Source organism: Bacillus sp. UMB0893, assembly GCF_002858905.1.
Taxonomy (GTDB): Bacteria; Bacillota; Bacilli; order Bacillales; family Bacillaceae; genus Bacillus_P.
The window spans coordinates 1,006,875-1,028,327 of the sequence record NZ_PKLB01000001.1 but is presented as its reverse complement, the minus strand read 5'-3'; the positions used below and the strand labels follow the sequence as shown (position 1 = coordinate 1,028,327).

Sequence of the window (21,453 nt, the reverse complement as noted above, 5' to 3'; positions counted from 1 at the left end):
CCCTTGCTCCAAGAACCATCATTTTTTATGATTACATATGAAATTCTATCATCCAAAAATAATGGTGTAAAGCGGGATGTCCATCTCAAAAAGACAGATGAACACATGAGGTAAAAACTCGTTTTTTTTTTATGAAAAGTAAAAAAACGCCTATCAAACGGATAGACGTTTTCGTTTGTTACATAAATTCTGAAAGTAATTCATTAAATTTCTCTTCACTGATTTGAAGATCTGCCTGGGAAAGTGGTGTTTCACTATAATTATGAACAAGCTCCTGATAAGATGGCTGATTTTTATTTTGATAGATCAAGCCTGTTACAAGTCCGTTTCTCTCCATCAGTGTCTGCATTGCAATCATACGGTTAGATGGATCATAGCCTTCAATGTCACTAAGCTTTGTAAGATTTTCTTTAAACCAGTCATATGTGTTGATTTTATTATAGGTTACACAAGGACTGAAAACATTGATTAATGAGAACCCTTTATGATTGATACCTGCTTCGATAATGGAAGTCAAGTCTTTTAAATCAGTTGAAAAGCTTTGAGCTACAAACGTTGCGCCAGCTGTAAGGGCCATTTCCATCACAGATAATGATGATTCAATCGAACCTTTAGGCGTGCTCTTTGTTTTAAATCCGACATCACTGCGCGGGGAGGTTTGGCCTTTCGTTAAACCGTAAATCTGATTGTCCATCACGATATAAGTGACATCAATATTTCTTCTGATGGCATGTATGGTATGGCCCATTCCAATCGCAAATCCATCGCCATCACCCCCTGAAGCAATAACAGTTAAGTCTTTATTTGCCATTTTAACCCCTTGGGCAATTGGAAGAGAACGGCCATGAATGCCATGAAATCCGTACGCATTAATGTATCCTGAAATCCGTCCGGAACAGCCGATTCCAGATACAACAGCCAGCTGATCTGGTTCAAGGCCTGCATTTGCAGCAGCCCGCTGAATCGCAGCCTGAACGGAAAAATCACCGCAGCCAGGACACCAGTTAGGTTTTACATTGTTTCTAAACTCTTTAAACGTAGCCATTTAGAACAACTCCTTGCATTTTGAATGAACTTCATGCGGCAAGAGGGGATTTCCATCATACTTAAGTATACTGGAAATTTTCTCTGCATGACCAACATTCATTTTTATAAGACTTGCTAGCTGTCCAGTCGCATTATTCTCGACGACAACAACTTTTTTAGCTGCCTTTACAAGCGGCAGCATTTCCTTTGCCGGGAAAGGATGCAGCAAACGAACGTGAGCATGATTTACTTTTACTCCGTCATTTTCCAGGCGGATCATGGCTTCTTCAATTGTGCCTCTAGTGGAATTAAAGCCCACAAACAAAACATCTGGCTCAGCGTGAGTAAGATTTTGATATACCGGTGTGTCAAACCTAATATCCGAAAGCTTCCGAAGACGTTTGTCCATTTGCGCTTTGCGGTTCACAGCTACCTCTGACGGTTTCCCTGTTTCGTCATGCTCAACACCAGTTACATGATGAATGCCATTCTTCATTCCTGGCACCACACGCGGTGAAACGCCATCTTCTGTTACTTCAAATCGCTTAAAGTATCCTTTATTATCAATTTCAGGAAGCTCTTCGCCCTGTACAAGCTTTCCTCTGCGAATTTTGATTTTGCCGTATTCAAGAGGCTCTACAGTTTGCTTGCCTAAAGAAAGCTGAAGATCTGTCAGCAAAATAACAGGACATTGATATTCTTCGGCCAGATTGAAAGCTTCAATTGTATCGTAAAATGCCTCCTGAACAGTGCTCGGTGCCATCACGATCTTTGGAATCTCTCCATGAGTTCCGTAAATCATTGCCATCAAGTCAGATTGCTCCTGTTTCGTTGGCAGTCCTGTACTTGGACCGCCGCGCTGTGTATCAATGATTACAAGAGGCTGCTCTGTAATTCCAGAAAGGCCAATCGCTTCCATCATAAGGGACAAACCAGGTCCTGCAGAAGCTGTCAATGTGCGGGTACCGGCATAGTTTGCACCAATGGCCATCGTACATGCAGCAATTTCATCTTCAGTTTGAATGACTGTTCCGCCAAAATCAGGGAGCTTTTTAATGAGATATTCCATAATTTCAGATGCCGGCGTTATTGGATAGGCAGCCATAAATCTAGCTCCGCCTGCGACTGCCCCTAAAGCAATCGCATCGTTCCCAATCATAAACATTCGTTTTTGCCCGTCTGCTTTTTCAAGGAACATATCGTCACGTGAAAAATTCAATTCATGTTTCATATATTGTGAGCCTTTATTAATGGCTTCTAAATTCTTTTCAACGATTTGCTGCCCTTTTCGGCCGTAAATTTCCTGTACGACATTTTGAAATTGTGAAATGCCGAGATCGAGTACAGCGCTGGTTGCACCGATGGCAACCATGTTTTTCATTAAAGATGTACCAAGCTCAGTCGCAATTTCAGTAAAAGGAACTGAAAATAATGTAGCATTACAGTCATCTGGGATAACTGGATTGAACTTGGAATCAGCAATAACAAGACCTTCTTTACGAAGTTCATAGACATTTACATCTATTGTTTCCTGATCAAAAGCTATTAAAATATCAAGATCATCTGAAATCGCACGGACTTGTGTCGTACTGACCCTTATCTTATTATTAGTATGACCGCCTTTGATTCGTGAAGAAAAATGACGATATCCATATAGATAATAGCCCATTCTGTTTAACGCAATTGAAAACACTTCTCCTGTACTTTCAATACCTTCACCTTGCTGTCCCCCAACTTTCCATGAAAGTTGACTGATCATGTGCCTTACACCCCTTCTTAAAAACACTCATATATTTTTCGCCCAAAAAAGGACACGTTCACACGGATTAAATTGTTAGAATTATGTACTAAACGTTTACAATTGTAGAACTTTCACAAAAAAAAAACAAGCTTTTCAAGGAAATAATCACGTTCTTCGCTGTTATTTTTTTAATTTTTTTAAATTTTAGATTAACTCATTTAAAAAGGTACAGAATTTACGAAATTTGAGTATATCAATTTGCGGACTTGACTTTCTGAATAGTGTTTTAAAAGAGTGTTTATTAAGTAAGAGTATTGTTCATACCCTTCAAGCCCTTCTACCGTTTCTTCAATTCCGTCAAAATCAGATCCAAAGCCGACAGCGTCACTTCCTGCCAATCCGCATATATAATCCACATGATTTAAAACATTCTTCATCACTGCAGGCTTCTCGGTAGATATAAATTGAGGAACAAAGGTTATCCCGATTATTCCCTTTTTTTGAACTAGGGCACGAATTTGATCATCTCTCAGATTTCTTGGATGCGGACAAAGGGTATACGAATTTGAATGACTCGCAATTGGGTGGTTTGCTAACTGAATGACATCCCAAAAGCTTCTTTCAGAAAGATGGGATACGTCTGTCCACATTTGAAAATCATTCATTTTCTTAATCATTTGTTTTCCTTTCAATGATAAGCCAGAGTCTCTAATCTCTAACGCGCCATCAGCAAGTAAATTCGCAAAATTCCAAGTCAAGCCAGCGCCTCTGACTCCGAACTGATGAAAAATGGTAAGCAGGCTTAGATCGTGCCCAATCGCTTCACAGCCCTCTAGCGTTAGGATGGCTCCTATTTCATCATTTTTTAACGTCAGAATATCTTGCTTTGTACGAATATGCTTAATTTTTTCATAGCGGTTTACGATACATTCAAAAAATATGGCTGCCTGTGCTAAAGCAGCTTCTAATTTATTTGTTGCTTCTACTGGAACAAATATAGCGAAACACTGTACCTTCGCACCAAATTGAAACAATTTTTCGATGGTGACATGCAGCGAATGATTATTCCATTCACTGACCTCAGTGTTTCTCCATAGCTGATACAGCAAATCACAATGAGCATCAAATATGCGCATTTCTTATTACCCCCATCGAATTTGAAAAGCGCAAGGACAATCGCCAGCATACGGATCATTCTTTCCAATAATTCTCATGCACTGCACGAGTTGCAGAATATAAAACAAACCTGTTTGCTCGGACAGCAAACAGGTTGAATATTCGTCTATTTAACGTGGCTCAATAATTAATTTAATAGCCGTTCGTTCTTCTCCGTCGATAAGAATATCAGTAAAGGCAGGAATGCAGATTAAGTCTACTCCGCTTGGCGCCACAAATCCTCTGGCTATCGCAACAGCTTTTACAGCCTGGTTCAGTGCTCCGGCTCCAATTGCCTGGATTTCCGCTGCACCTCTTTCACGTAGGACACCTGCTAATGCTCCGGCTACAGAATTAGGATTGGATTTTGCTGAAACTTTTAATATTTCCATTTCTAGTATCCCCCTTATTGTTCAATGGATTGTGAATGTTCATTGGAACATGCTTTATTAGGTCTGTTCAGATGGCCCATCCCCTTTTGAAACCTTCTGAACCTCTTTCACAGTCATTCCATTGATACTATATTCACTAGAGGGAACTAGTATTCCTGCTTGTTTCTTCATTTTTTCGAAAATTTTGAAATATATATACTATTCAAAAAACATATGATCATCATTGATTAAAACCCGTTCAATTTTCTTGGCTTTTCCCGATTTATCGTGTACATCAATGACAACAGCAGAGAGCTGTGTTTTGCCTTCTGTTACCTCAAAGCGAACGGGAAGGCTTGTTAGAAACCGTTTGATCACTGCGTCTCTTTCCACGCCTAATATGCCATCATACGGCCCTGTCATCCCTACATCAGTAATAAAGGCTGTACCTTGATCAAGAATACGCTCATCTGCAGTCTGTACGTGAGTGTGGGTTCCAACTACAGCTGTCACTTTACCATCCAAATACCATCCCATTGCCTGCTTCTCGCTCGTTGCTTCTGCGTGAAAATCAACAAAGATGATCGATGTTCTCTTCTTTGCTTCTGCTATTAATTCATCCGCCTTTTTAAAAGGACAGTCAATTGGCGCAAGGAATGTTCGTCCCTGCAAATTAATGACTGCAATTTCTTTGCCATCGCAAGTAACATACGCAATTCCATTGCCAGGCGTACCTTCAGGAAAATTCGCAGGACGAATTAAATTTGGATAAGCATCAATAAATTCGAAAATTTCACGTTTATCCCATGTGTGGTTTCCCATCGTAACAACCTGAGCGCCTGCCTGGTTCAATTCATGATAGATTTTCTCTGTTATCCCTTTGCCATGCGCTGCATTTTCACCGTTTACGATGGTAAGTGCAGGTCTGTATTTTCTCTTAAGCTTTGGCAAATATTCTTTTATCATATCTCTGCCTGGAGATCCAACTACATCCCCTACAAATAATAATTTCATTTTTCATAAAACCTTCTCTCAGAAATGGTGTGTGCATAGCTTTAAGTTTTGCATAGTTTGCAAAAAAAATAAAGCGATGCAGAGTGCACCGCTTTATTTCGCATATTCAACAGCTCTCGTTTCACGGATAACTGTTACTTTAATATGACCAGGATAATCCAATTCTTCTTCAATGCGCTTACGGATATCACGTGCTAATCGGTGTGCCTGAAGATCGTCAATTGTATCTGGTTTAACCATGATACGGACTTCACGACCCGCCTGAATGGCAAACGATTTTTCGACACCTTCGTATGACTCTGAAATCTCTTCTAGCTTCTCTAAACGTCGAATATAGTTTTCGAGCGTTTCACTTCTTGCACCTGGACGAGCTGCTGACAACGCGTCTGCTGCAGCAACCAGAACCGCAATGATTGAAGTTGGCTCTTGATCGCCATGATGGGAAGCAATACTGTTGATGACCACTGGATGTTCCTTGTACTTAGTAGCAAGTTCCACTCCGATTTCAACATGACTTCCTTCTACTTCATGGTCAATCGCTTTTCCAATATCGTGCAATAAGCCTGCCCGTTTGGCAAGTGTAACATCTTCACCCAGTTCTGCAGCCATGAGCCCTGATAGATAGGCCACTTCCATGGAATGCTTTAGAACATTTTGACCGTAGCTCGTTCTGAACTTCAACCGGCCCATGATCTTGATTAAATCTGGATGGAGCCCGTGAACACCAACTTCAAATGTTGTCTGCTCACCAACTTCACGAATGTACTCATCAACCTCGCGGCGAGATTTATCAACCATTTCTTCAATACGTGCCGGATGGATGCGTCCATCTTGAACAAGCTTGTCCAGTGCAATTCTGGCGGTTTCCCTGCGAATTGGATCAAAACCAGATAGGATAACAGCCTCTGGCGTATCATCAATAATCAGATCTATCCCAGTAAGCGTTTCAAGTGTACGTATGTTACGTCCTTCACGTCCGATAATTCGGCCTTTCATCTCATCGTTAGGCAGGTTAACGACAGATACGGTTGTTTCAGCTACATGATCAGCTGCACAACGCTGGATGGCAAGGGAAAGAATTTCTTTCGCTCTTTTATCCGATTCTTCTTTCGCACGGTTTTCGCTTTCTTTAACTGTTACCGCGATATCATGTGAAAGTTCATTTTCAACTTTTTCGAGAATGATCTGCTTAGCCTCTTCACGAGTCAAGCTGGAAATACGTTCAAGCTCTGCTTGCTGTTTGCGCACCATCTCGTCCACTTTGCTTTCCATCTCTTCAATATGCTGTTGTCTTTCATTTAGAGAATCTTCCTTTTTCTCAAGCATGTTCTCACGCTTGTCTAAAGATTCATTCTTACGATCAAGATTCTCTTCTTTTTGTAATAAGCGATTTTCTTGTTTTTGCAGCTCATTTCGCCGTTCACGAATTTCTTGCTCTGCTTCTGTTCGAAGCTTGTGAATATCGTCCTTAGCTTCCAGCAACGCTTCTTTCTTCGTTGCTTCAGCATCACGCCTCGCTTCTTCAAGAATCTGCTCAGCTGTTCCTTTCGCACCGGCAATTTTCGCTTCTGCAAAGGATTTACGAACAAAATAGCCAACAACTGCACCGACGATTAGGCCAAGCAAAATGGAGATGATCATTGTAATGGGATCCATCATTTCACCTCCTCTTGCTATGAACTTGTTTCTTGCTAGATTTAAGTGTCGGCATGTATATTGTACAAAGTTCTTCAACATACAGCACAAAGCTTAAGGGTTTCATGGAGACTCTGCAACTATCCGTTTGCAGCTGTCAACATTTGCTTTCATAGTGCCTCGCTAAAAGTTCTAACAAAATAATAATACACCCTAATTGTAAATGTGTGAAATTTTCTTGTCAAGCCTGCCATTCTGGCGTTTTTAGAGCAATTGAGAATTTTCAGGTATTGACTTTCATTTCTTAAACAGGAAATGTCAGGATTGCTTAATAGACATTGATAATATAACCATATGATTGCGTACAAAAAAGAGGCGAATATCGCCTCTTTTTAATCTTCTAACAGATCCAGTTCTTCTTGACCTTCAGGAACTGTAACGTCCGCATCCAAGCCATAGTGGCTGCGGATTTTCTCTTGTATTTCAAGACGGATGCTTGGATTTTCTTTTAAGAAAATTTTCGCATTTTCTCTTCCTTGACCTAGGCGTTCTTCGTTATAAGAATACCATGACCCGCTCTTTTGAACGATATCAATTTCAGTTCCAAGATCAACGATTTCGCCTTCTTTTGAAATTCCTTCTCCGTACATAATATCAACCTCAGCAACACGGAACGGCGGAGCTACCTTGTTTTTAACGACTTTGATCTTTGTTTTATTTCCGACCATTTCATTTCCCTGTTTCAATGTTTCAGCACGGCGAACTTCTAAACGTACAGAGGAATAGAACTTCAATGCGCGTCCGCCTGGAGTTGTTTCAGGATTACCGAACATGACTCCGACTTTTTCACGGATTTGGTTAATGAAGATGGCAATTGTTTTTGATTTGCTGATTGCTCCGGAAAGTTTACGCAATGCCTGGGACATAAGACGCGCTTGCAAACCAACATGAGCATCTCCCATTTCACCCTCAATTTCAGCTTTTGGAACTAAAGCTGCAACAGAGTCAATGACCAAAATATCAACTGCTCCGCTTCGAACAAGAGCTTCTGCAATTTCTAGCGCCTGCTCTCCTGTATCAGGCTGAGAAAGCAGCAGCTCATCTATGTTAACACCTAATTTTTGTGCATAAACAGGATCAAGTGCATGTTCAGCATCAATAAATGCTGCTTGTCCGCCCTGCTGCTGAACTTCTGCAATGGCATGAAGAGCAACAGTTGTTTTACCTGAACTTTCAGGTCCATAGATTTCTATAATTCTTCCACGCGGATATCCGCCAACACCAAGTGCTGTATCAAGTGCCAGCGAACCGCTTGGAGATGTAGAGATCTTCCGGTCAGTCTGTTCACCGAGCTTCATAATTGAACCTTTACCAAATTGCTTTTCTATTTGTTTCAGTGCCATTTCTAAGGCAGCTTGACGATCACTCACTGAGTTTCCTCCTTTAGTTATCAACCTATTAATAATATACCTTTTATTTTAACGTTTGACAAGTAAAAAACGAACATTTATTCGGTTTTTTTACGTTAGGAAATAGCTTGAAAATATGATTTTCTCTAATAGAAAAAGAGATTTTGAACATCTTTTACTCTGCTAAAATATGATTATTGATTTTCTTAGGCTGTTTTCGCAATGAATGTTGTTTTTGGTTATAAAGTTCACCCGTAGATTTCCGCTGCAGGCACATACTTTCCCTGGGGAGGGATGGGAGCCTCCTCGGCTATGCCTGTGTGGTCTCCCATTCCCCTCTATTTCCCGCAGGAGTCAAGTGCTTTCCGCTCAATCCACTAAAGTTTTTAATCATTTTTTCTAAAAGCAACAAACTTTACGAAAAGAGCCTTTTCTTAAAAAGAAAAATACAGCTTATTTTGCTGTATTTTCCATTAAAGCTTTTATGAGCAAGTAACATCCATATTTTACAGTGCGTTTTCTTATGCTGTTCCGGTGTCCCGCAAGATGAAGAAGTACAGACTTGGCTGGCTGATTTGCAAAAGATAAGCCAATGTACACCGTACCCGGCTCTTTTCCTTCCACAGGATCTTCACCTGCAATGCCGGTAAAGCTGATGCCGATATCACTGTTTGTCATTTTTCTAATCTGTTCTGCCATTTCTCTTGCACATTGCTCACTTACAGCTCCGTGGTTTTCAAGTGTCTCTTTAGAAACCTTTAAGATGGATTGCTTTACTTCGTTTGTGTAGCAGACAATTGTCCCTTTAAAAACATCAGATGTACCTTTAACGGCTGTTAGGTGATCTGAAAAAAGGCCTCCAGTCAAACTTTCCGCAGCTGATATAGTCATGTCCCTTTGTCTGAGATGTCTGAGCAATTCATCAGCAAGCGTAGTCTGGTCGTACCCGTAAAAATAAGTGCCAGCCCTGCTGTTTATCGTTTTCTCCATCTCATTAATCAGACGGACTGCTTCAGCTTCATTTTGGTGGCGTGCCGTTAATCTCAGCGTCACTTCCCCATCACCTGCGAGCGGAGCAATTGTGGGGTTGGTTTGGGCATCAATCAAATCCTGAATATCCGTCTCAAGCTGCGATTCGCCTATACCAAAATAACGTAAAACTCTTGAAATGATTTTTTCATTCTGACCAAGCTTCTCTCTAAAATAAGGCAGGCCAAAGTTCAGAAACATTGGCTTCATCTCGCTTGGCGGGCCAGGGAGAAGCATATAGATGCTCTGATCAGCTTCTATTGCCATTCCCGGTGCCATCCCGTGCTCATTCTTCAATATATGGGATCCTTCAAGGACAAGAGCTTGTTTTTTGTTATTTTCAGACATGCTTCTTTTCACTCTGACAAAGTAATCTTCAATGCTTGATAATGCCTCTTGATCAGTCACAAGTTTTCTGCCCAGTATATTTGCAATCGTTTCTTTCGTTAAATCATCCTTCGTTGGGCCAAGACCGCCTGTAAAAATAATAATATTTGAACGCTGTTTTGCAATATTCACTGCCTGCTCAAGCCTGGCTGGGTTATCGCCGACAACAGTGTGATAATAAACATTAAGCCCATTTTCGGCAAGCTGCTGGGATAAAAACTGTGCATTTGAATTCACAATTTGTCCCAAAAGCAATTCTGAACCGACTGCAATGATTTCAGTTTTAGTCTCCACTTTTACTCCCCCTGATAATGAAGAATTACTTTGAATTTAATAATGCTGCTTTGTTCTTTGCAAAATAGTCCCACCCTGAATAAACAGTAAAGAATAGTGCTACCCATAAAGAAATTGTTGCAAACGGAAATGAAATAAAAGTAAATGGAATGTTATGCAGCAGCAAGGCGGAGATCGCAATAATCTGAGCCCATGTCTTAATTTTTCCGAGCATGTTTGCCGCAACCACTTCACCTTCACCTGCAAGAACAAGACGCAGTCCTGTCACAGCGAATTCACGGCTGATAATAATAATCACGATCCAAGCTGGCGCTTGCCCAAGCTCCACTAAAATAATCAGTGCAGCAGAAACAAGAAGCTTATCTGCAAGCGGATCTAAAAATTTTCCCAAATTTGTGACCATATTCAGCTTCCTTGCGTAATACCCGTCAATCCAATCCGTAGTAGAGGCTATTATGAATAATAGTGCTCCTGCTAAATGGGTGACTGGAATGGAAGAGTCAGCTATAGTCACGATGCCCCAATCAAACGGAGCGAGCATTATCACCATAAAAACTGGGATTAAAAGGATTCTTGAGACGGTGATGCGATTAGGTAAATTCATCTTTTTTTCCTCCAGAAATGTAAAAGTATGTATCAGAAAATATAAAAGAAAGAAAAAGCCATCTTGAAGATGACTTTACTCCTTAGTATATACAATCTGCATATCTTGTCTTACTGTTTTTTTAGGATCAATTTGATATTCTACAGGCTGTCCATTTACTTTAACCTCTGCAGCAGAAGCATTTCCAATCACAATAAATGCTTCTGTTTCATTTGTAAAATCATGGGCTTCAGTCTGATCCTTCTGAAGCATGCCGCTGTAGAATTTTTTTCCTTCGGCATTTCGGATTTCAATCCAGGTTTCTCCCTTAGAGGTAACTTCGAGCTGGAATTTATCCGCTTTTTTCAATTCATACACAGCTTTTCTGGCCGTTTTTTCTTTAAACGTCAATTCTTGAACAGATTCAGCAGGTTTTTCTTCTGCTGCCTTGTCATCTGTCTTGCCAGTATCATCAGCTTGTTGTTTTTCTTCCTGTTCTTTTGTGCCATCAGATGCTTTCTCATCATTCTCAATTGAATCATACTCATTTTCCCCGCTGGAAATTTGCTGACCCCGGCTGGAATTCTCTTCAGCTCCGTTTGGCTTGTCCTTTTGCACAAAAATCCAAATGACGACAGCCACCAGCAAAAGCAATACAATGATTAAAATTCTCGGCAAAATCTCCAAAGCCTTTGAAGCAGACTTAGGAAGTTCTTTATGCGTTTTTACCCTTGAAAGCTCTGGAGCTTCTTCGGTATGCACGACCGGTATTTCGTTCTTGAACTCGTCAAAAATACGATCTGGATCCAGCCTTACCGCTTCAGCATACTGCTTTATGAACGCACGCACATAGAAATTGCCGGGCATAATGCTGTAATTGCCTTCTTCAATGCCAATTAAATATCTCTTTTGAATTTTTGTCATTGCCTGGAGATCGTCAAGACTTATGCTTCGCTCTTCCCGCGCTTGTTTTAGTCGATTCCCTAGTTCACTCAACCATAACACCTTCCATATCTAAAAATCAAATCCGGAAAAACCTGATTCGTCAAACATCTGTGTTCCAGATGCTTCCTCATATGTGATCTTTTCATCCGGATCGTTTCGAAGTTCAATTATATAGTCAAAATCATCGAGTGTATACTCTGTATTTTGCACAAACATATCTGGATGCTCAACAACTTTTGTCGCAGAGAGCCTCATGATCTCTCTCACAAGCTGCAAATGCTTTTCCGAACCTCTTCTTGTAGATACAATGCCATCGATAATAAATACATTATCCACACTGTACTCATCTGCAATCAGCTGACTTCGTATCGTCTGCTTTAATAACGTAGATGAAACAAAAAGCCACCTCTTGTTGGCACATACACTTGAAGCGACAATTGATTCGGTTTTGCCGACCCGCGGCATGCCTCGGATTCCAATGAGTTTATGACCTTCCTGTTTATATAATTCAGCAAGAAAATCAACAAGAAGCCCAAGCTCATCTCTTACAAATCTGAATGTTTTTTTATCATCTGCATCACGCTGTATGTATCTCCCGTGGCGAACCGCCAGAGTATCTCTTAATTTAGGCTTTCGTAATTTCGTTACTTTTATATGATCCATAGTGTTCAGGATTGATTCTAGTCTTTGAATTTGTTCATTGTTTTGGCATTTCAGCAGCAGCCCTCTGCGGCTGTCATCAACACCATTTATCGTCACAATATTTATAGAAAGCATCCCGAGCAGCGAAGAAATATCCCCAAGCAAACCAGGACGGTTTTTTTGAATTTCGTATTCGAAGTACCATTCGTGCATCTCCAAAAAAGGACCCCCTTCAATAACCAGGTCTATTACACCTATACCCTTATCATAAAGCATTTTCATGAAAGAAGAAAGAACAATTCCTTGACATCCTAAAACAAGGTATGCGGTCCTATGAAATGTGGAATCACACGTTTAGCTCAGGCATGGCAGAAAAGGATCCGACAGAAAAGTCCGGTTTTGACTTTACTGGCGGAGCCGTTCTGACCGAGGGGTTAGGCGGTGGAGCTGGACAATACGAAATGTGGAACCGCCTGTTTAGCTCAGGCATGGCAGAAAAGGATCCGACAGAAAAAGACAGTTTTGCTTTTTCTGATGAAACATTTTAACCGAGGAGATGAACGAGAGGAAGAGGCTCAAAATCCTCATTAATAAAAAATGAATAGAAAAAAGAGAGGACCTGCGTCCCCTCTTATCTTGTGCCGTTGTTTTGCACAAGCTTAACCATCATGTTTGCGATTGCATGCTGCTCTTCTTTAGAAGCTACACTCCAAAGATCTGCAAGTACTTTTTCCTGTTCATTTTTTGGATCAACCTGTTTTGCTAAGTAATCGCCGATTTCATAAGCTAAGTCATTCACAGCTTCTGTTTTCATTCCATCTCCTTCAGCGTGGTGCATGCGATCGCCAAGGAAGTTTTTCCATTGATCCCAGTTATCTAAAACAGACATTATAACCCCTCCTAATTATGTGGAATACAATGTTAGTTTGTCTTGCATGTTCTGTTTTATACGGCAGTTTTCCGAAAAAAATTAAGCATGCCATCCCCCGTTGATTGAAAGCACCTGACCAGTAATGTAGCCAGCTTTTTTTGATGACAGGAAAACAGCTGCATCAGCAATCTCATCAGGCTGTCCAATTCGTCCTAAAGGAATTTCTTCAGCAAGATTTATTAGCTCTTCATTTGTAAAAGAATGAAGCATATCTGTTTCCACAGCTCCCGGAGCTATCGCATTGACTCTTATGCCAGAAGGGGCTACTTCTTTCGCCAGTGCCTTTACAAAAGAATTTTGCCCGCCTTTAACCATACTGTAAAGGACTTCACAAGAAGCTCCGACAATCCCCCAAATGGAAGAAATTACGATAATATTTCCATCTCTTTTATTTACCATTGAAGGGATGATTTCTTTAGCCAGCATATAGGGACTTGTGATTTGCAGCTGAACCATTTGCTGCACTTCTGCTTCGCTCATATCTGTCATTAACCCATAATAACTCTTCCCGCTGTTTAAAATCAGCAGGTCAACCTTGTGATTAAGCTGACTAATGAGTTTTTTTACACCATCCTGTACAGATAAATCTGCATTCACTATCATGCATTCTGTCTTGTCCGAAAGCTGATGGATAAGCTGATTGATGCTTTTTTCATTTTGATGATAATGCAGATATAAGATATAACCTTCCGATGCAAGCTTCTTCGAGATTGCTTTGCCAATACCTCCGCTTGCACCCGTAATCAATGCTACTTTCTTCATGTGTATCTCCTTTATTCAAGCGATAAAAAAACATCCTAAAAAGGATGCTTTACTTCGGTACGACTTGACAGACTGAAAATAAATTCTCATCTATCATTTCATTCAGCGTATGATGGATATCGTCATTTGTCAATTTTTCAAGAGTTGGGACGACATCAAATAAGTTCATTTCGTTAAAAGAATAGCGTGTAAACTGGTTCGCAATATATTCAGGAGAATTAATTGCCCGTAAAAAGGACCCGATTTTCTTTTTCTTGGCATTTTCTAATCGATTAGCAGGTATGCCGTCTCGTTTTGCTTGAAGCAAAGTACTTTTAATCTCTTCAGCCAGCTGATCAGGCTGTTCTGTATCTCCTCCGATCATGGCAAACCCAAAGCCGCTCTCTTCCGTATAATCATAGCTGAATGTATCATCAATCAGCCCATTTTCATAAAGCTCCGTATATTTTTCAGAGCTTTTTCCAAATAGCATATCCAAGATAAGATTCATTGACAGTTCGTGTTTTAACAGTTCTTCTCCAGATCGGTCAGCCTGCTTTGCCTTTAATCCGACTAAACACTTTGAAGATTGAACATTCATTTTCAATTTTTCGAGTGGTTTAGCTACTGCATCCGGTTCATTTATTTCAGCACGTTTAATCTCAGATTCAGGTTTAAACTCTTTTTTAGCCTGATTATCCCTGATCTGAGTCAATATTTTCTCCGGATCGATTGGCCCCACAACGAATAGCAGCATATTGCTCGGATGGTAAAAAGTATGGTAGCATTCGTAAAGCAAATCCTTCGTAATTTTGGAGATTGAATCAACAGTTCCAGCAATATCAATACCGACCGGATGCTTCTGGAACATATTTTGAATTAAGCCAAAATAGAGCCTCCAGTCAGGATTATCATCATACATATTAATTTCCTGGCCGATAATACCTTTTTCTTTTTCAACGGATTTTTCTGAAAAATATGGCTCCTGCACAAAATCAACAAGCGTTTCTAAGTTCTTTTCAACATTTGAAGTGCTTGAAAATAAATAAGCAGTTCGTGTAAAAGAAGTAAATGCATTTGATGAAGCACCTTGTTTGCTGAAATCCTGAAAGACATCCCCATCTTCTTTTTCAAATAGCTTATGCTCCAGAAAATGGGCAATCCCGTCTGGTACAGCTATCATTTCGTTTCCATCAAGCGGAACAAACTGGTTGTCGATAGAACCATATTTCGTTGTAAAAGTTGCATATGTTTTATTGAATCCTTTTTTTGGAAGAACGTAAACATCAAGTCCATTTTCCATTTTTTCGTAGAAGAGTTCTTCTTGAAGCTGTTCAAACTTTATCGATTTTGTCATTGTTCACCCTCCATTCCTTTTAAGAAATAGATCGTATCAAGCTCAATTTTTTTGGCAGCAGCGATAATTTCATCTTTCGTTACCTTTTCTATGCCTTCCATGTATTTATCGAAAGGTTCATTCACATTCGAGATAACATTATGGTAAAGGACTTCAACAGACCCGTAAGATGTATCAATTGTTTCCAGTAATTGATTTTTGATGACTGCTTTTGTCTGTTCGATTTCTTTATCAGTAAAATCTCCATTTTTCATGGCTTCGAGCTGTTCTTTGATAATCGTAACCGCGCGTTCATAATTCGCAAATTCAATTCCTGACATAACCATCAGCAGTCCTTTATGACTTTCGATTCTTGAAGCTGCGTAGTATGCCAGGCTTTCTTTTTCACGGACGTTTATGAAAAGCTTAGAATGAGAAAATCCGCCAAAAATACCATTGAACACTTGAAGAGCGTAATAAGCCGGGTCTCCATATGTGCAGTTTGTTCGATATCCTATGTTAAGTTTCCCTTGCTTTACATCCTGATCTTCAATTACTTCGTTAGGCTGTTTAATCTCCCTTTCAGTGATCGATTGCTCCACACTTTGATGAGAATTTTCAGAAAAACTGAAAAACGTCTTTGTGTATTCGCTCACTTCATTAGCTGACACATCACCAACTACATATAAATCCATTTTGTCTTCTTTTAGAGCTTTTTTATAATATTCATATAAGCTTGCTGGCGTAATTTGTTCAAGATGATCAATCTCCCCGTTTACATGGAGTCGATACGGTTCATCTTTGCACATTTCTTGCACAAGTCTTAAATTTGAATATCTCATTTTATCATCATAAACCGCTTGAATCCGCTGTTTTAGTGTTCTTTTCTCCTGATTAATGATTTCGTCCGGAAAGGACTCATCTTTTATCACCGGAGAAAGGATTATGTCTGAGAGCAGTTTCAGTGCTTTTTCCAGCAATGGGGTTTGATCAGACAAAAAACGTTCATTTGCCACCTCAATCCGGATGGAAATGATGTGATGATCGCCTTTTTTCGATAAATCAACAAATAATGTTGCACCGTAAAGTTCATCTAGATGCTTTCTTAATTCTGTGCTCGTTGGAAATGATTTAGTGCCCCGCTGCAATACGTAGGGAAGAAGTGCCCGGAATGTGACATCCTCCTCATTTAATGGTGCGAGCATCTTAAACACGAGTGAGTTCGTTTTAAATTTATTCGTTTGCACCGTGTGTAAAGTTAATCCATTGATTGTTTCAATTTGTTCTTTTAAAAACTCCATGGTGACCCTCCTTGCGAAAACAGATTGTTTTTATTTTTTCCTGTTTTATATTTTAGCGTATGGATACATTCTAGTAATTATATCAACTTTAGGATAATTAAGGAAATGTTATGCAAAATCAAATATGAAAAGACGCAAAACTTTCACTGCGCCATTCGCATTAAGCCGGTTTCTCTTCCTTTGTAGGCTTTATGAAAAAAAGGACAACGAATACTGCTAAAAGGGTGCCACCAGCTGAAACATTATTAACAAGATGATCTCCAATCGACATGATGTAAGCATAAACCGGCGGTCCGGCAGCAAACACCAATAAAACGCATTGAGCTGCTTTATAAACGCCTTTAATGCCATATTGCTTTTCTGGAGTTTCAGAAAGATAAAACAAAACTCCAAATAAGATAAACATGATAAAACAGCCAATGGCAAATATCGCATACAGCCATCTGCCTTTTTCTTTAAAAATTGATTTAACGCAGCCCAGAAACTCTATAAATGACTGCTTTTCTTTTTCTTGCTTCGGAATTTTCACTAAAAAAAAGACAAGTGCTACACTGATGAAGCTGAAAAAAGGAATGAATCAAAATGGCAAAAACCAAATAAAGGATGCAAGAATAGGTCCGATGATCGGGCTCAGAACTTTCCCTGCTGTATTTGCTGTCTCGATCAGACCAAGACCTGAACTTACTTCTTTATTTTTCTCAGACATATCTCCGATTAGAGGTATGACGACAGAAGCGGCACCAGCTGAGCCAATTCCCTGCAGAACACGTCCAAGCAAGATGATCATGAAAGGATTCTCCATTGTCCATGAGGCCCATCCTGATACCGCTCCGCCGGAACCGGCAATCAGCAGGCATGGCACCATCACAATTTTTCTGCCGAAACGGTCAGATAGATAGTCTGTAACAGGAATAAGCAAAATAGCGACAACAGAATAAACGGTAATAATGAGAGACACTTGAAAGGAAGAGATCCCTATTTGTTTCTCAATTAAGAGCAAAACAGGAATTAACATTGAATTACCTAATGACATCACTAATGGTACGGATGACAATGCAATTAGATCAAGCTGCTTTTTTTTGCACCCATGCTGTTCACCTATGTTTCATATTTTCTTGCAATGTTAAAATTTTGCCTCCAAAATAACAAAACTATGCGCTGACCTTGAATCTCCAAATAGACGAAGAAGAGAATAATTCTTAGAACAAAATCACATGCGCTGCACTTGAAGCAGATTAATTAACTTTTATTATCTATACAACAAAAAAGCGGCCAATGCAGACTAACTAAAAGTCTGCATTGGCCGCAAATTAAAATCAGCGTTTTCCTTTTTCATACGGTGTGCCGAGTGCCCTTGGAGCATCTGCACGTCCAATAAATCCAGTTAAAGCTAATATTGTTAATACATATGGCGTAATTAACAAGTACATCGTCGGAATACCTTCCAGAAGCGGGAGCTGTCCGCCTATTACACTTAATCCTTGAGCAAGACCGAAGAAAATCGCAGCTGCCATTGCACCCAGCGGATGCCACTTACCGAAGATTAACGCAGCAAGTGCCATGAATCCTTGTCCGCTGATTGTAGCATGGCTGAAATCACGTGCAATGATTGTAGCATAAACAGCTCCGCCGACTCCTGCAAATGCACCGCTCAGAATGACTCCAATATAGCGCATTTTTACAACATTGATTCCCATTGTATCAGCAGCCATTGGATGCTCTCCGACTGATCTTATTCGAAGGCCAAATGGTGTTTTATACATAACAAACCAAACAGCAAATGCAACAATAATTGCAAGGTACGTTGTAATATAGCCATTTGAGAAAAATAATGGTCCAATAACCGGGATATCGCTCAATAACGGAATATCGATTTTATTAAAGCTTTCACTAATTCGATCTGTCTGGCCTTTTCCATAAAATAATTTGACAAGGAAAAGCGAAAGACCGATTGCCAAAAAGTTTATTGCTACTCCGCTTACAACCTGGTCGGCGCGAAACGTAATAGAAGCAACAGCATGCAGGACAGACAGCAATGCTCCAGCAGCCATAGCAGCTAAAATTGAAATCCACGGTGTTGCACTGCCAAGTGTATCAGCAAATGATAAGTTAAAAACGATGGCAACGAAAGCTCCAATGACCATTAATCCTTCAAGTCCAATATTGACGACCCCAGAACGTTCACTGAACATGCCTCCAAGTGCAGTGAAAATAAGCGGAGCTGCGACAAATAAAGCTGTAGGGATGATGAGTTCTAGCATATGAAGTAAGCTCACTTATTTCCCCTCTTTCTTGAAACGAAGTAAAATCCAGCGAATGAAATAACTTGATGCTACAAATAGAATGATAAGGGCGATGACAATTTCAACAAGCTCGTAAGGCACTCCAGCCATAGAAGGCATGTTCAGCGCTCCTACTTTTAAACCGCCAAATAGAGCAGCGGCAAAGATAATGCCGAGAGCAGTATTTCCGCCTAAAAGCGCTACTGCGATACCATCAAATCCGACTCCGGTAAATCCGCCTTTTACAGATACATATTGGAATGTGCCAAGTCCTTCCATTGCACCTGCTATTCCAGCAAAGGCTCCAGAGATGACCATTGAAAGGATAATGTTGCGGCTGACGTTCATTCCTGCGTATTGAGCCGCATCCTGGTTAAACCCAACTGACCGAAGCTCATAGCCTTTTGTCGTCTTTTCAAGGAGGAACCACATGACAAATGCTCCAATTAATGCAAGGAAAATCCCATAATGCATTCTAGAATAATCCGTCATTGTCTGGAAGAATTCTGAGCTTAAGGAAGCTGAAGGGAAAATATTTTCTGATTTATCCCCTTTATCAGATAAAACATATTGAATTAAATGATTCGTTAAATATAAGGCAATGTAATTCATCATGATTGTAACAATAACTTCATGAACTTTAAATTTCGCTTTTAATAATCCTGGGATGAATCCCCAGAGAGCTCCTGCCACTGCAGCTACTGCAATCGCAAGCGGCAGATGAATGATCTTTGGAAGTTCAAACGCTACGCCAACCCATACAGCTGCAAACCATCCTACGATCAGCTGCCCTTCAACCCCGATGTTAAAGAGGCCTGTACGAAATGCAAATGCTACAGCAAGTCCAGCAAAAATATATGGCGTTAACTGACGGATCGTTTCCCCGATATAGTAGGACTCTCCAAAAATTCCACTCCAGAGTGCCGAATAACCTGCAATTGGGTCGTAACCTGTAATAAGCATAATAATTGCACCGCAAATTAACCCTAGCAACACAGCAATAACGGGTACAATAATATTAAAATAACGTGCTATTTTCATGATGTTGCACCTGCTTCCTTGCGGCTGCTTCCTGCCATAAGCAAACCAAGCTCCTGCTCTGTTGTTTCTTTTGGATTCACAATTGCAACGATTTTCCCTTCATATATAACCGCAATCCGGTCGCTGACATTCATTATTTCTTCCAGTTCAAATGAAATAAGAAGAACGGCTTTCCCTTTATCTCTTTGCTCAATTAAACGTCTGTGAATAAATTCAATTGCCCCTACATCAAGACCTCTAGTGGGCTGAGCAGCGATCAATAGATCAGGATCTCTGTCAACTTCGCGTCCAATAATAGCTTTTTGCTGATTTCCCCCTGATAAAGCGCGGGCAAGCGTAGAACTGCTAGGAGTTCGCACATCAAATTCTTTAATCAGCTTTTCTGCTTTTTCATAAATTGCTTTGAAATTCAGGACACCATTTTTTGAAAACGGTTTTTTATAATATGTTTGTAATACCATGTTTTCTCCTACTGGAAAATCCAGCACTAATCCATGCTTGTGGCGATCCTGTGGAATATGGCCAACTCCGGCTTCTGTGATGCTGCGAGGACGCTGATTGCTGATATCCTTTCCGTTCAAAAGAATCGATCCTGATTCTGAACTCATCAAACCCGTAATAGCCTCAATTAATTCTGACTGACCGTTTCCATCCACACCTGCAATACCGACAATTTCACCAGCTTTAACAGATAAATTCAAAGAATCAATCACTGTCACATTGCGGCTGTCCTTCACTACAAGATTATCAATCTTCAGAACTTCTTCTTTAGGATGAGCTTCCATTTTCTCAGTAGTAAAAAGAACCTCTCTTCCAACCATCAGTGCTGCAAGCTCGTTCGGATTTGTCTCAGCAACATTAACAGTTCCGATGCCTTCTCCTTTTCGGATTACCGTTACACGGTCACACACTTCCATGATTTCCTTTAATTTATGAGTAATCAAAATAATTGATTTGCCCTCTTTAATTAATGCTTTCATAATCGTGATCAATTCTTTTATTTCTTGAGGTGTCAGCACAGCGGTAGGTTCATCAAATATTAAAATTTCAGCTCCGCGATAGAGTGTTTTCAGTATTTCCACACGCTGCTGCATTCCTACAGAAATGTCGCTGATTTTAGCAGAAGGGTTCACAGCAAGTCCATACTTTTCCGAAATTTCCTTTACTTGCTTCTCTGCATCCTTCAAATTGATTTTTCCAGTTTTAGTAGGTTCATTTCCTAGAATAATATTTTCTGTAACAGTAAAATTGTTGACAAGCATGAAATGTTGGTGTACCATACCAATTCCTAGATCATTTGCGATGTTTGGATTTGTTATATTAACAGCATTTCCCTTTACACGTATCTCGCCTTTTTCAGGCTGATATAAACCGAATAAAACGTTCATTAACGTCGATTTCCCTGCACCATTTTCACCAAGAAGCGCATGAATTTCACCCTTCTTTACTTGAAGGTTAATATTATCATTTGCGACGATTCCCGGGAATTCTTTGCGGATTCCGAGCATTTCAATTACATATTCCAACATGATCACTCCTTTTTCCTGAAGCTCATTGATGATTAAGATGATAGATGTTAGGAAATTTTAT

Annotated in this window: 19 protein-coding genes and 1 pseudogene; 1 reads left to right on the top strand and 19 read right to left on the bottom strand. The window is 40.1% G+C overall.

Annotated elements, in window-relative coordinates; genetic code table 11:
* Positions 1-178: 178 nt before the first annotated feature.
* From CYJ36_RS05215 to CYJ36_RS05165, 11 genes are all read right to left on the bottom strand, one after another.
* Positions 179-1,045: a 2-oxoacid:ferredoxin oxidoreductase subunit beta gene (locus tag CYJ36_RS05215; protein ID WP_101565438.1), complete on the bottom strand. Its 867-nt coding sequence runs from the start codon at positions 1,043-1,045 to the stop codon at positions 179-181.
* Positions 1,046-2,785, bottom strand: coding sequence for a 2-oxoacid:acceptor oxidoreductase subunit alpha (locus CYJ36_RS05210; RefSeq protein WP_101565436.1), 1,740 nt, complete (start codon positions 2,783-2,785; stop codon positions 1,046-1,048).
* A gap of 200 nt (positions 2,786-2,985) precedes the next feature.
* A complete protein-coding gene (locus CYJ36_RS05205) occupies positions 2,986-3,903 on the bottom strand; it encodes a dipeptidase (protein ID WP_101565434.1) in 918 nt (305 codons plus the stop codon).
* 150 nt (positions 3,904-4,053) lie between these two features.
* Entirely contained in the window at positions 4,054-4,314 is a 261-nt protein-coding gene (spoVS, locus tag CYJ36_RS05200; RefSeq protein ID WP_029281188.1) for a stage V sporulation protein SpoVS, read from the bottom strand.
* 198 nt (positions 4,315-4,512) lie between these two features.
* Positions 4,513-5,307, bottom strand: coding sequence for a TIGR00282 family metallophosphoesterase (locus tag CYJ36_RS05195; RefSeq protein ID WP_101565431.1), 795 nt, complete (start codon positions 5,305-5,307; stop codon positions 4,513-4,515).
* Between the two features lie 93 nt (positions 5,308-5,400).
* A complete protein-coding gene (gene rny / locus CYJ36_RS05190; RefSeq protein ID WP_101565429.1) occupies positions 5,401-6,963 on the bottom strand; it encodes a ribonuclease Y in 1,563 nt (520 codons plus the stop codon).
* A gap of 371 nt (positions 6,964-7,334) precedes the next feature.
* Complete coding sequence (gene recA / locus CYJ36_RS05185) at positions 7,335-8,372, bottom strand: recombinase RecA (RefSeq protein WP_101565427.1); 1,038 nt, start codon at positions 8,370-8,372, stop codon at positions 7,335-7,337.
* 432 nt (positions 8,373-8,804) lie between these two features.
* Entirely contained in the window at positions 8,805-10,061 is a 1,257-nt protein-coding gene (locus CYJ36_RS05180; RefSeq protein WP_101565424.1) for a competence/damage-inducible protein A, read from the bottom strand.
* Positions 10,062-10,086: 25 nt separating this feature from the next.
* Positions 10,087-10,665, bottom strand: coding sequence for a CDP-diacylglycerol--glycerol-3-phosphate 3-phosphatidyltransferase (gene pgsA / locus CYJ36_RS05175; RefSeq protein ID WP_101565422.1), 579 nt, complete (start codon positions 10,663-10,665; stop codon positions 10,087-10,089).
* Positions 10,666-10,740: 75 nt separating this feature from the next.
* A complete protein-coding gene (locus CYJ36_RS05170) occupies positions 10,741-11,640 on the bottom strand; it encodes a helix-turn-helix domain-containing protein (RefSeq protein WP_101565420.1) in 900 nt (299 codons plus the stop codon).
* Positions 11,641-11,658: 18 nt separating this feature from the next.
* On the bottom strand, positions 11,659-12,444 hold the full coding sequence (locus tag CYJ36_RS05165) for a DUF3388 domain-containing protein (protein WP_374702782.1): 786 nt from the start codon (positions 12,442-12,444) through the stop codon (positions 11,659-11,661).
* Between the two features lie 125 nt (positions 12,445-12,569).
* Here CYJ36_RS05165 and CYJ36_RS05160 point away from each other — a divergent pair, with 125 nt between their 5' ends.
* Complete coding sequence (locus CYJ36_RS05160) at positions 12,570-12,779, top strand: hypothetical protein (RefSeq protein ID WP_101565416.1); 210 nt, start codon at positions 12,570-12,572, stop codon at positions 12,777-12,779.
* Between the two features lie 83 nt (positions 12,780-12,862).
* On the opposite strand, the gene CYJ36_RS05155 is transcribed toward CYJ36_RS05160, so the two are convergent.
* The 8 genes and pseudogenes from CYJ36_RS05155 to CYJ36_RS05120 form a co-directional block, all read right to left on the bottom strand.
* Complete coding sequence (locus CYJ36_RS05155; protein WP_101565414.1) at positions 12,863-13,120, bottom strand: DUF3243 domain-containing protein; 258 nt, start codon at positions 13,118-13,120, stop codon at positions 12,863-12,865.
* Positions 13,121-13,201: 81 nt separating this feature from the next.
* On the bottom strand, positions 13,202-13,924 hold the full coding sequence (gene ymfI / locus CYJ36_RS05150) for an elongation factor P 5-aminopentanone reductase (protein WP_101565412.1): 723 nt from the start codon (positions 13,922-13,924) through the stop codon (positions 13,202-13,204).
* Positions 13,925-13,973: 49 nt separating this feature from the next.
* Positions 13,974-15,260, bottom strand: coding sequence for an EF-P 5-aminopentanol modification-associated protein YfmH (gene yfmH / locus CYJ36_RS05145; RefSeq protein WP_101565410.1), 1,287 nt, complete (start codon positions 15,258-15,260; stop codon positions 13,974-13,976).
* Positions 15,257-16,540, bottom strand: a complete 1,284-nt coding sequence (gene yfmF / locus CYJ36_RS05140; protein ID WP_101565408.1) for an EF-P 5-aminopentanol modification-associated protein YfmF — start codon at positions 16,538-16,540, stop codon at positions 15,257-15,259. The genes yfmH and yfmF overlap by 4 nt, the downstream gene beginning before the upstream one ends.
* Positions 16,541-16,862: 322 nt before the next feature.
* Positions 16,863-17,573 (bottom strand): annotated as a pseudogene (locus CYJ36_RS05135) (MFS transporter); the annotation flags it as partial.
* Between the two features lie 283 nt (positions 17,574-17,856).
* Complete coding sequence (locus CYJ36_RS05130; RefSeq protein ID WP_374702781.1) at positions 17,857-18,801, bottom strand: ABC transporter permease; 945 nt, start codon at positions 18,799-18,801, stop codon at positions 17,857-17,859.
* A 15-nt stretch (positions 18,802-18,816) separates the two neighbouring features.
* Positions 18,817-19,863: an ABC transporter permease gene (locus tag CYJ36_RS05125; RefSeq protein WP_101565403.1), complete on the bottom strand. Its 1,047-nt coding sequence runs from the start codon at positions 19,861-19,863 to the stop codon at positions 18,817-18,819.
* On the bottom strand, positions 19,860-21,389 hold the full coding sequence (locus CYJ36_RS05120) for an ABC transporter ATP-binding protein (protein ID WP_101565401.1): 1,530 nt from the start codon (positions 21,387-21,389) through the stop codon (positions 19,860-19,862). Before CYJ36_RS05120 ends, CYJ36_RS05125 begins: the two co-directional genes overlap by 4 nt.
* Between the last annotated feature and the right edge of the window lie 64 nt (positions 21,390-21,453).

What these genes read in the sequence shown, in the direction of transcription:
- CYJ36_RS05205 (WP_101565434.1), bottom strand. Translation starts at nt 3,903, where the DNA reads ATGCGCATATTTGATGCTCATTGTGATTTGCTGTATCAGCTATGGAGA.
- CYJ36_RS05165 (WP_374702782.1), bottom strand. Translation starts at nt 12,444, where the DNA reads ATGCACGAATGGTACTTCGAATACGAAATTCAAAAAAACCGTCCTGGT.
- pgsA (WP_101565422.1), bottom strand. Translation starts at nt 10,665, where the DNA reads ATGAATTTACCTAATCGCATCACCGTCTCAAGAATCCTTTTAATCCCA.
- spoVS (WP_029281188.1), bottom strand. Translation starts at nt 4,314, where the DNA reads ATGGAAATATTAAAAGTTTCAGCAAAATCCAATCCTAATTCTGTAGCC.
- CYJ36_RS05195 (WP_101565431.1), bottom strand. Translation starts at nt 5,307, where the DNA reads ATGAAATTATTATTTGTAGGGGATGTAGTTGGATCTCCAGGCAGAGAT.
- CYJ36_RS05130 (WP_374702781.1), bottom strand. Translation starts at nt 18,801, where the DNA reads ATGCTAGAACTCATCATCCCTACAGCTTTATTTGTCGCAGCTCCGCTT.
- CYJ36_RS05210 (WP_101565436.1), bottom strand. Translation starts at nt 2,785, where the DNA reads ATGATCAGTCAACTTTCATGGAAAGTTGGGGGACAGCAAGGTGAAGGT.
- CYJ36_RS05160 (WP_101565416.1), top strand. Translation starts at nt 12,570, where the DNA reads ATGTGGAATCACACGTTTAGCTCAGGCATGGCAGAAAAGGATCCGACA.
- CYJ36_RS05155 (WP_101565414.1), bottom strand. Translation starts at nt 13,120, where the DNA reads ATGTCTGTTTTAGATAACTGGGATCAATGGAAAAACTTCCTTGGCGAT.
- yfmF (WP_101565408.1), bottom strand. Translation starts at nt 16,540, where the DNA reads ATGGAGTTTTTAAAAGAACAAATTGAAACAATCAATGGATTAACTTTA.
- CYJ36_RS05215 (WP_101565438.1), bottom strand. Translation starts at nt 1,045, where the DNA reads ATGGCTACGTTTAAAGAGTTTAGAAACAATGTAAAACCTAACTGGTGT.
- rny (WP_101565429.1), bottom strand. Translation starts at nt 6,963, where the DNA reads ATGGATCCCATTACAATGATCATCTCCATTTTGCTTGGCCTAATCGTC.
- CYJ36_RS05125 (WP_101565403.1), bottom strand. Translation starts at nt 19,863, where the DNA reads ATGAAAATAGCACGTTATTTTAATATTATTGTACCCGTTATTGCTGTG.
- ymfI (WP_101565412.1), bottom strand. Translation starts at nt 13,924, where the DNA reads ATGAAGAAAGTAGCATTGATTACGGGTGCAAGCGGAGGTATTGGCAAA.
- yfmH (WP_101565410.1), bottom strand. Translation starts at nt 15,260, where the DNA reads ATGACAAAATCGATAAAGTTTGAACAGCTTCAAGAAGAACTCTTCTAC.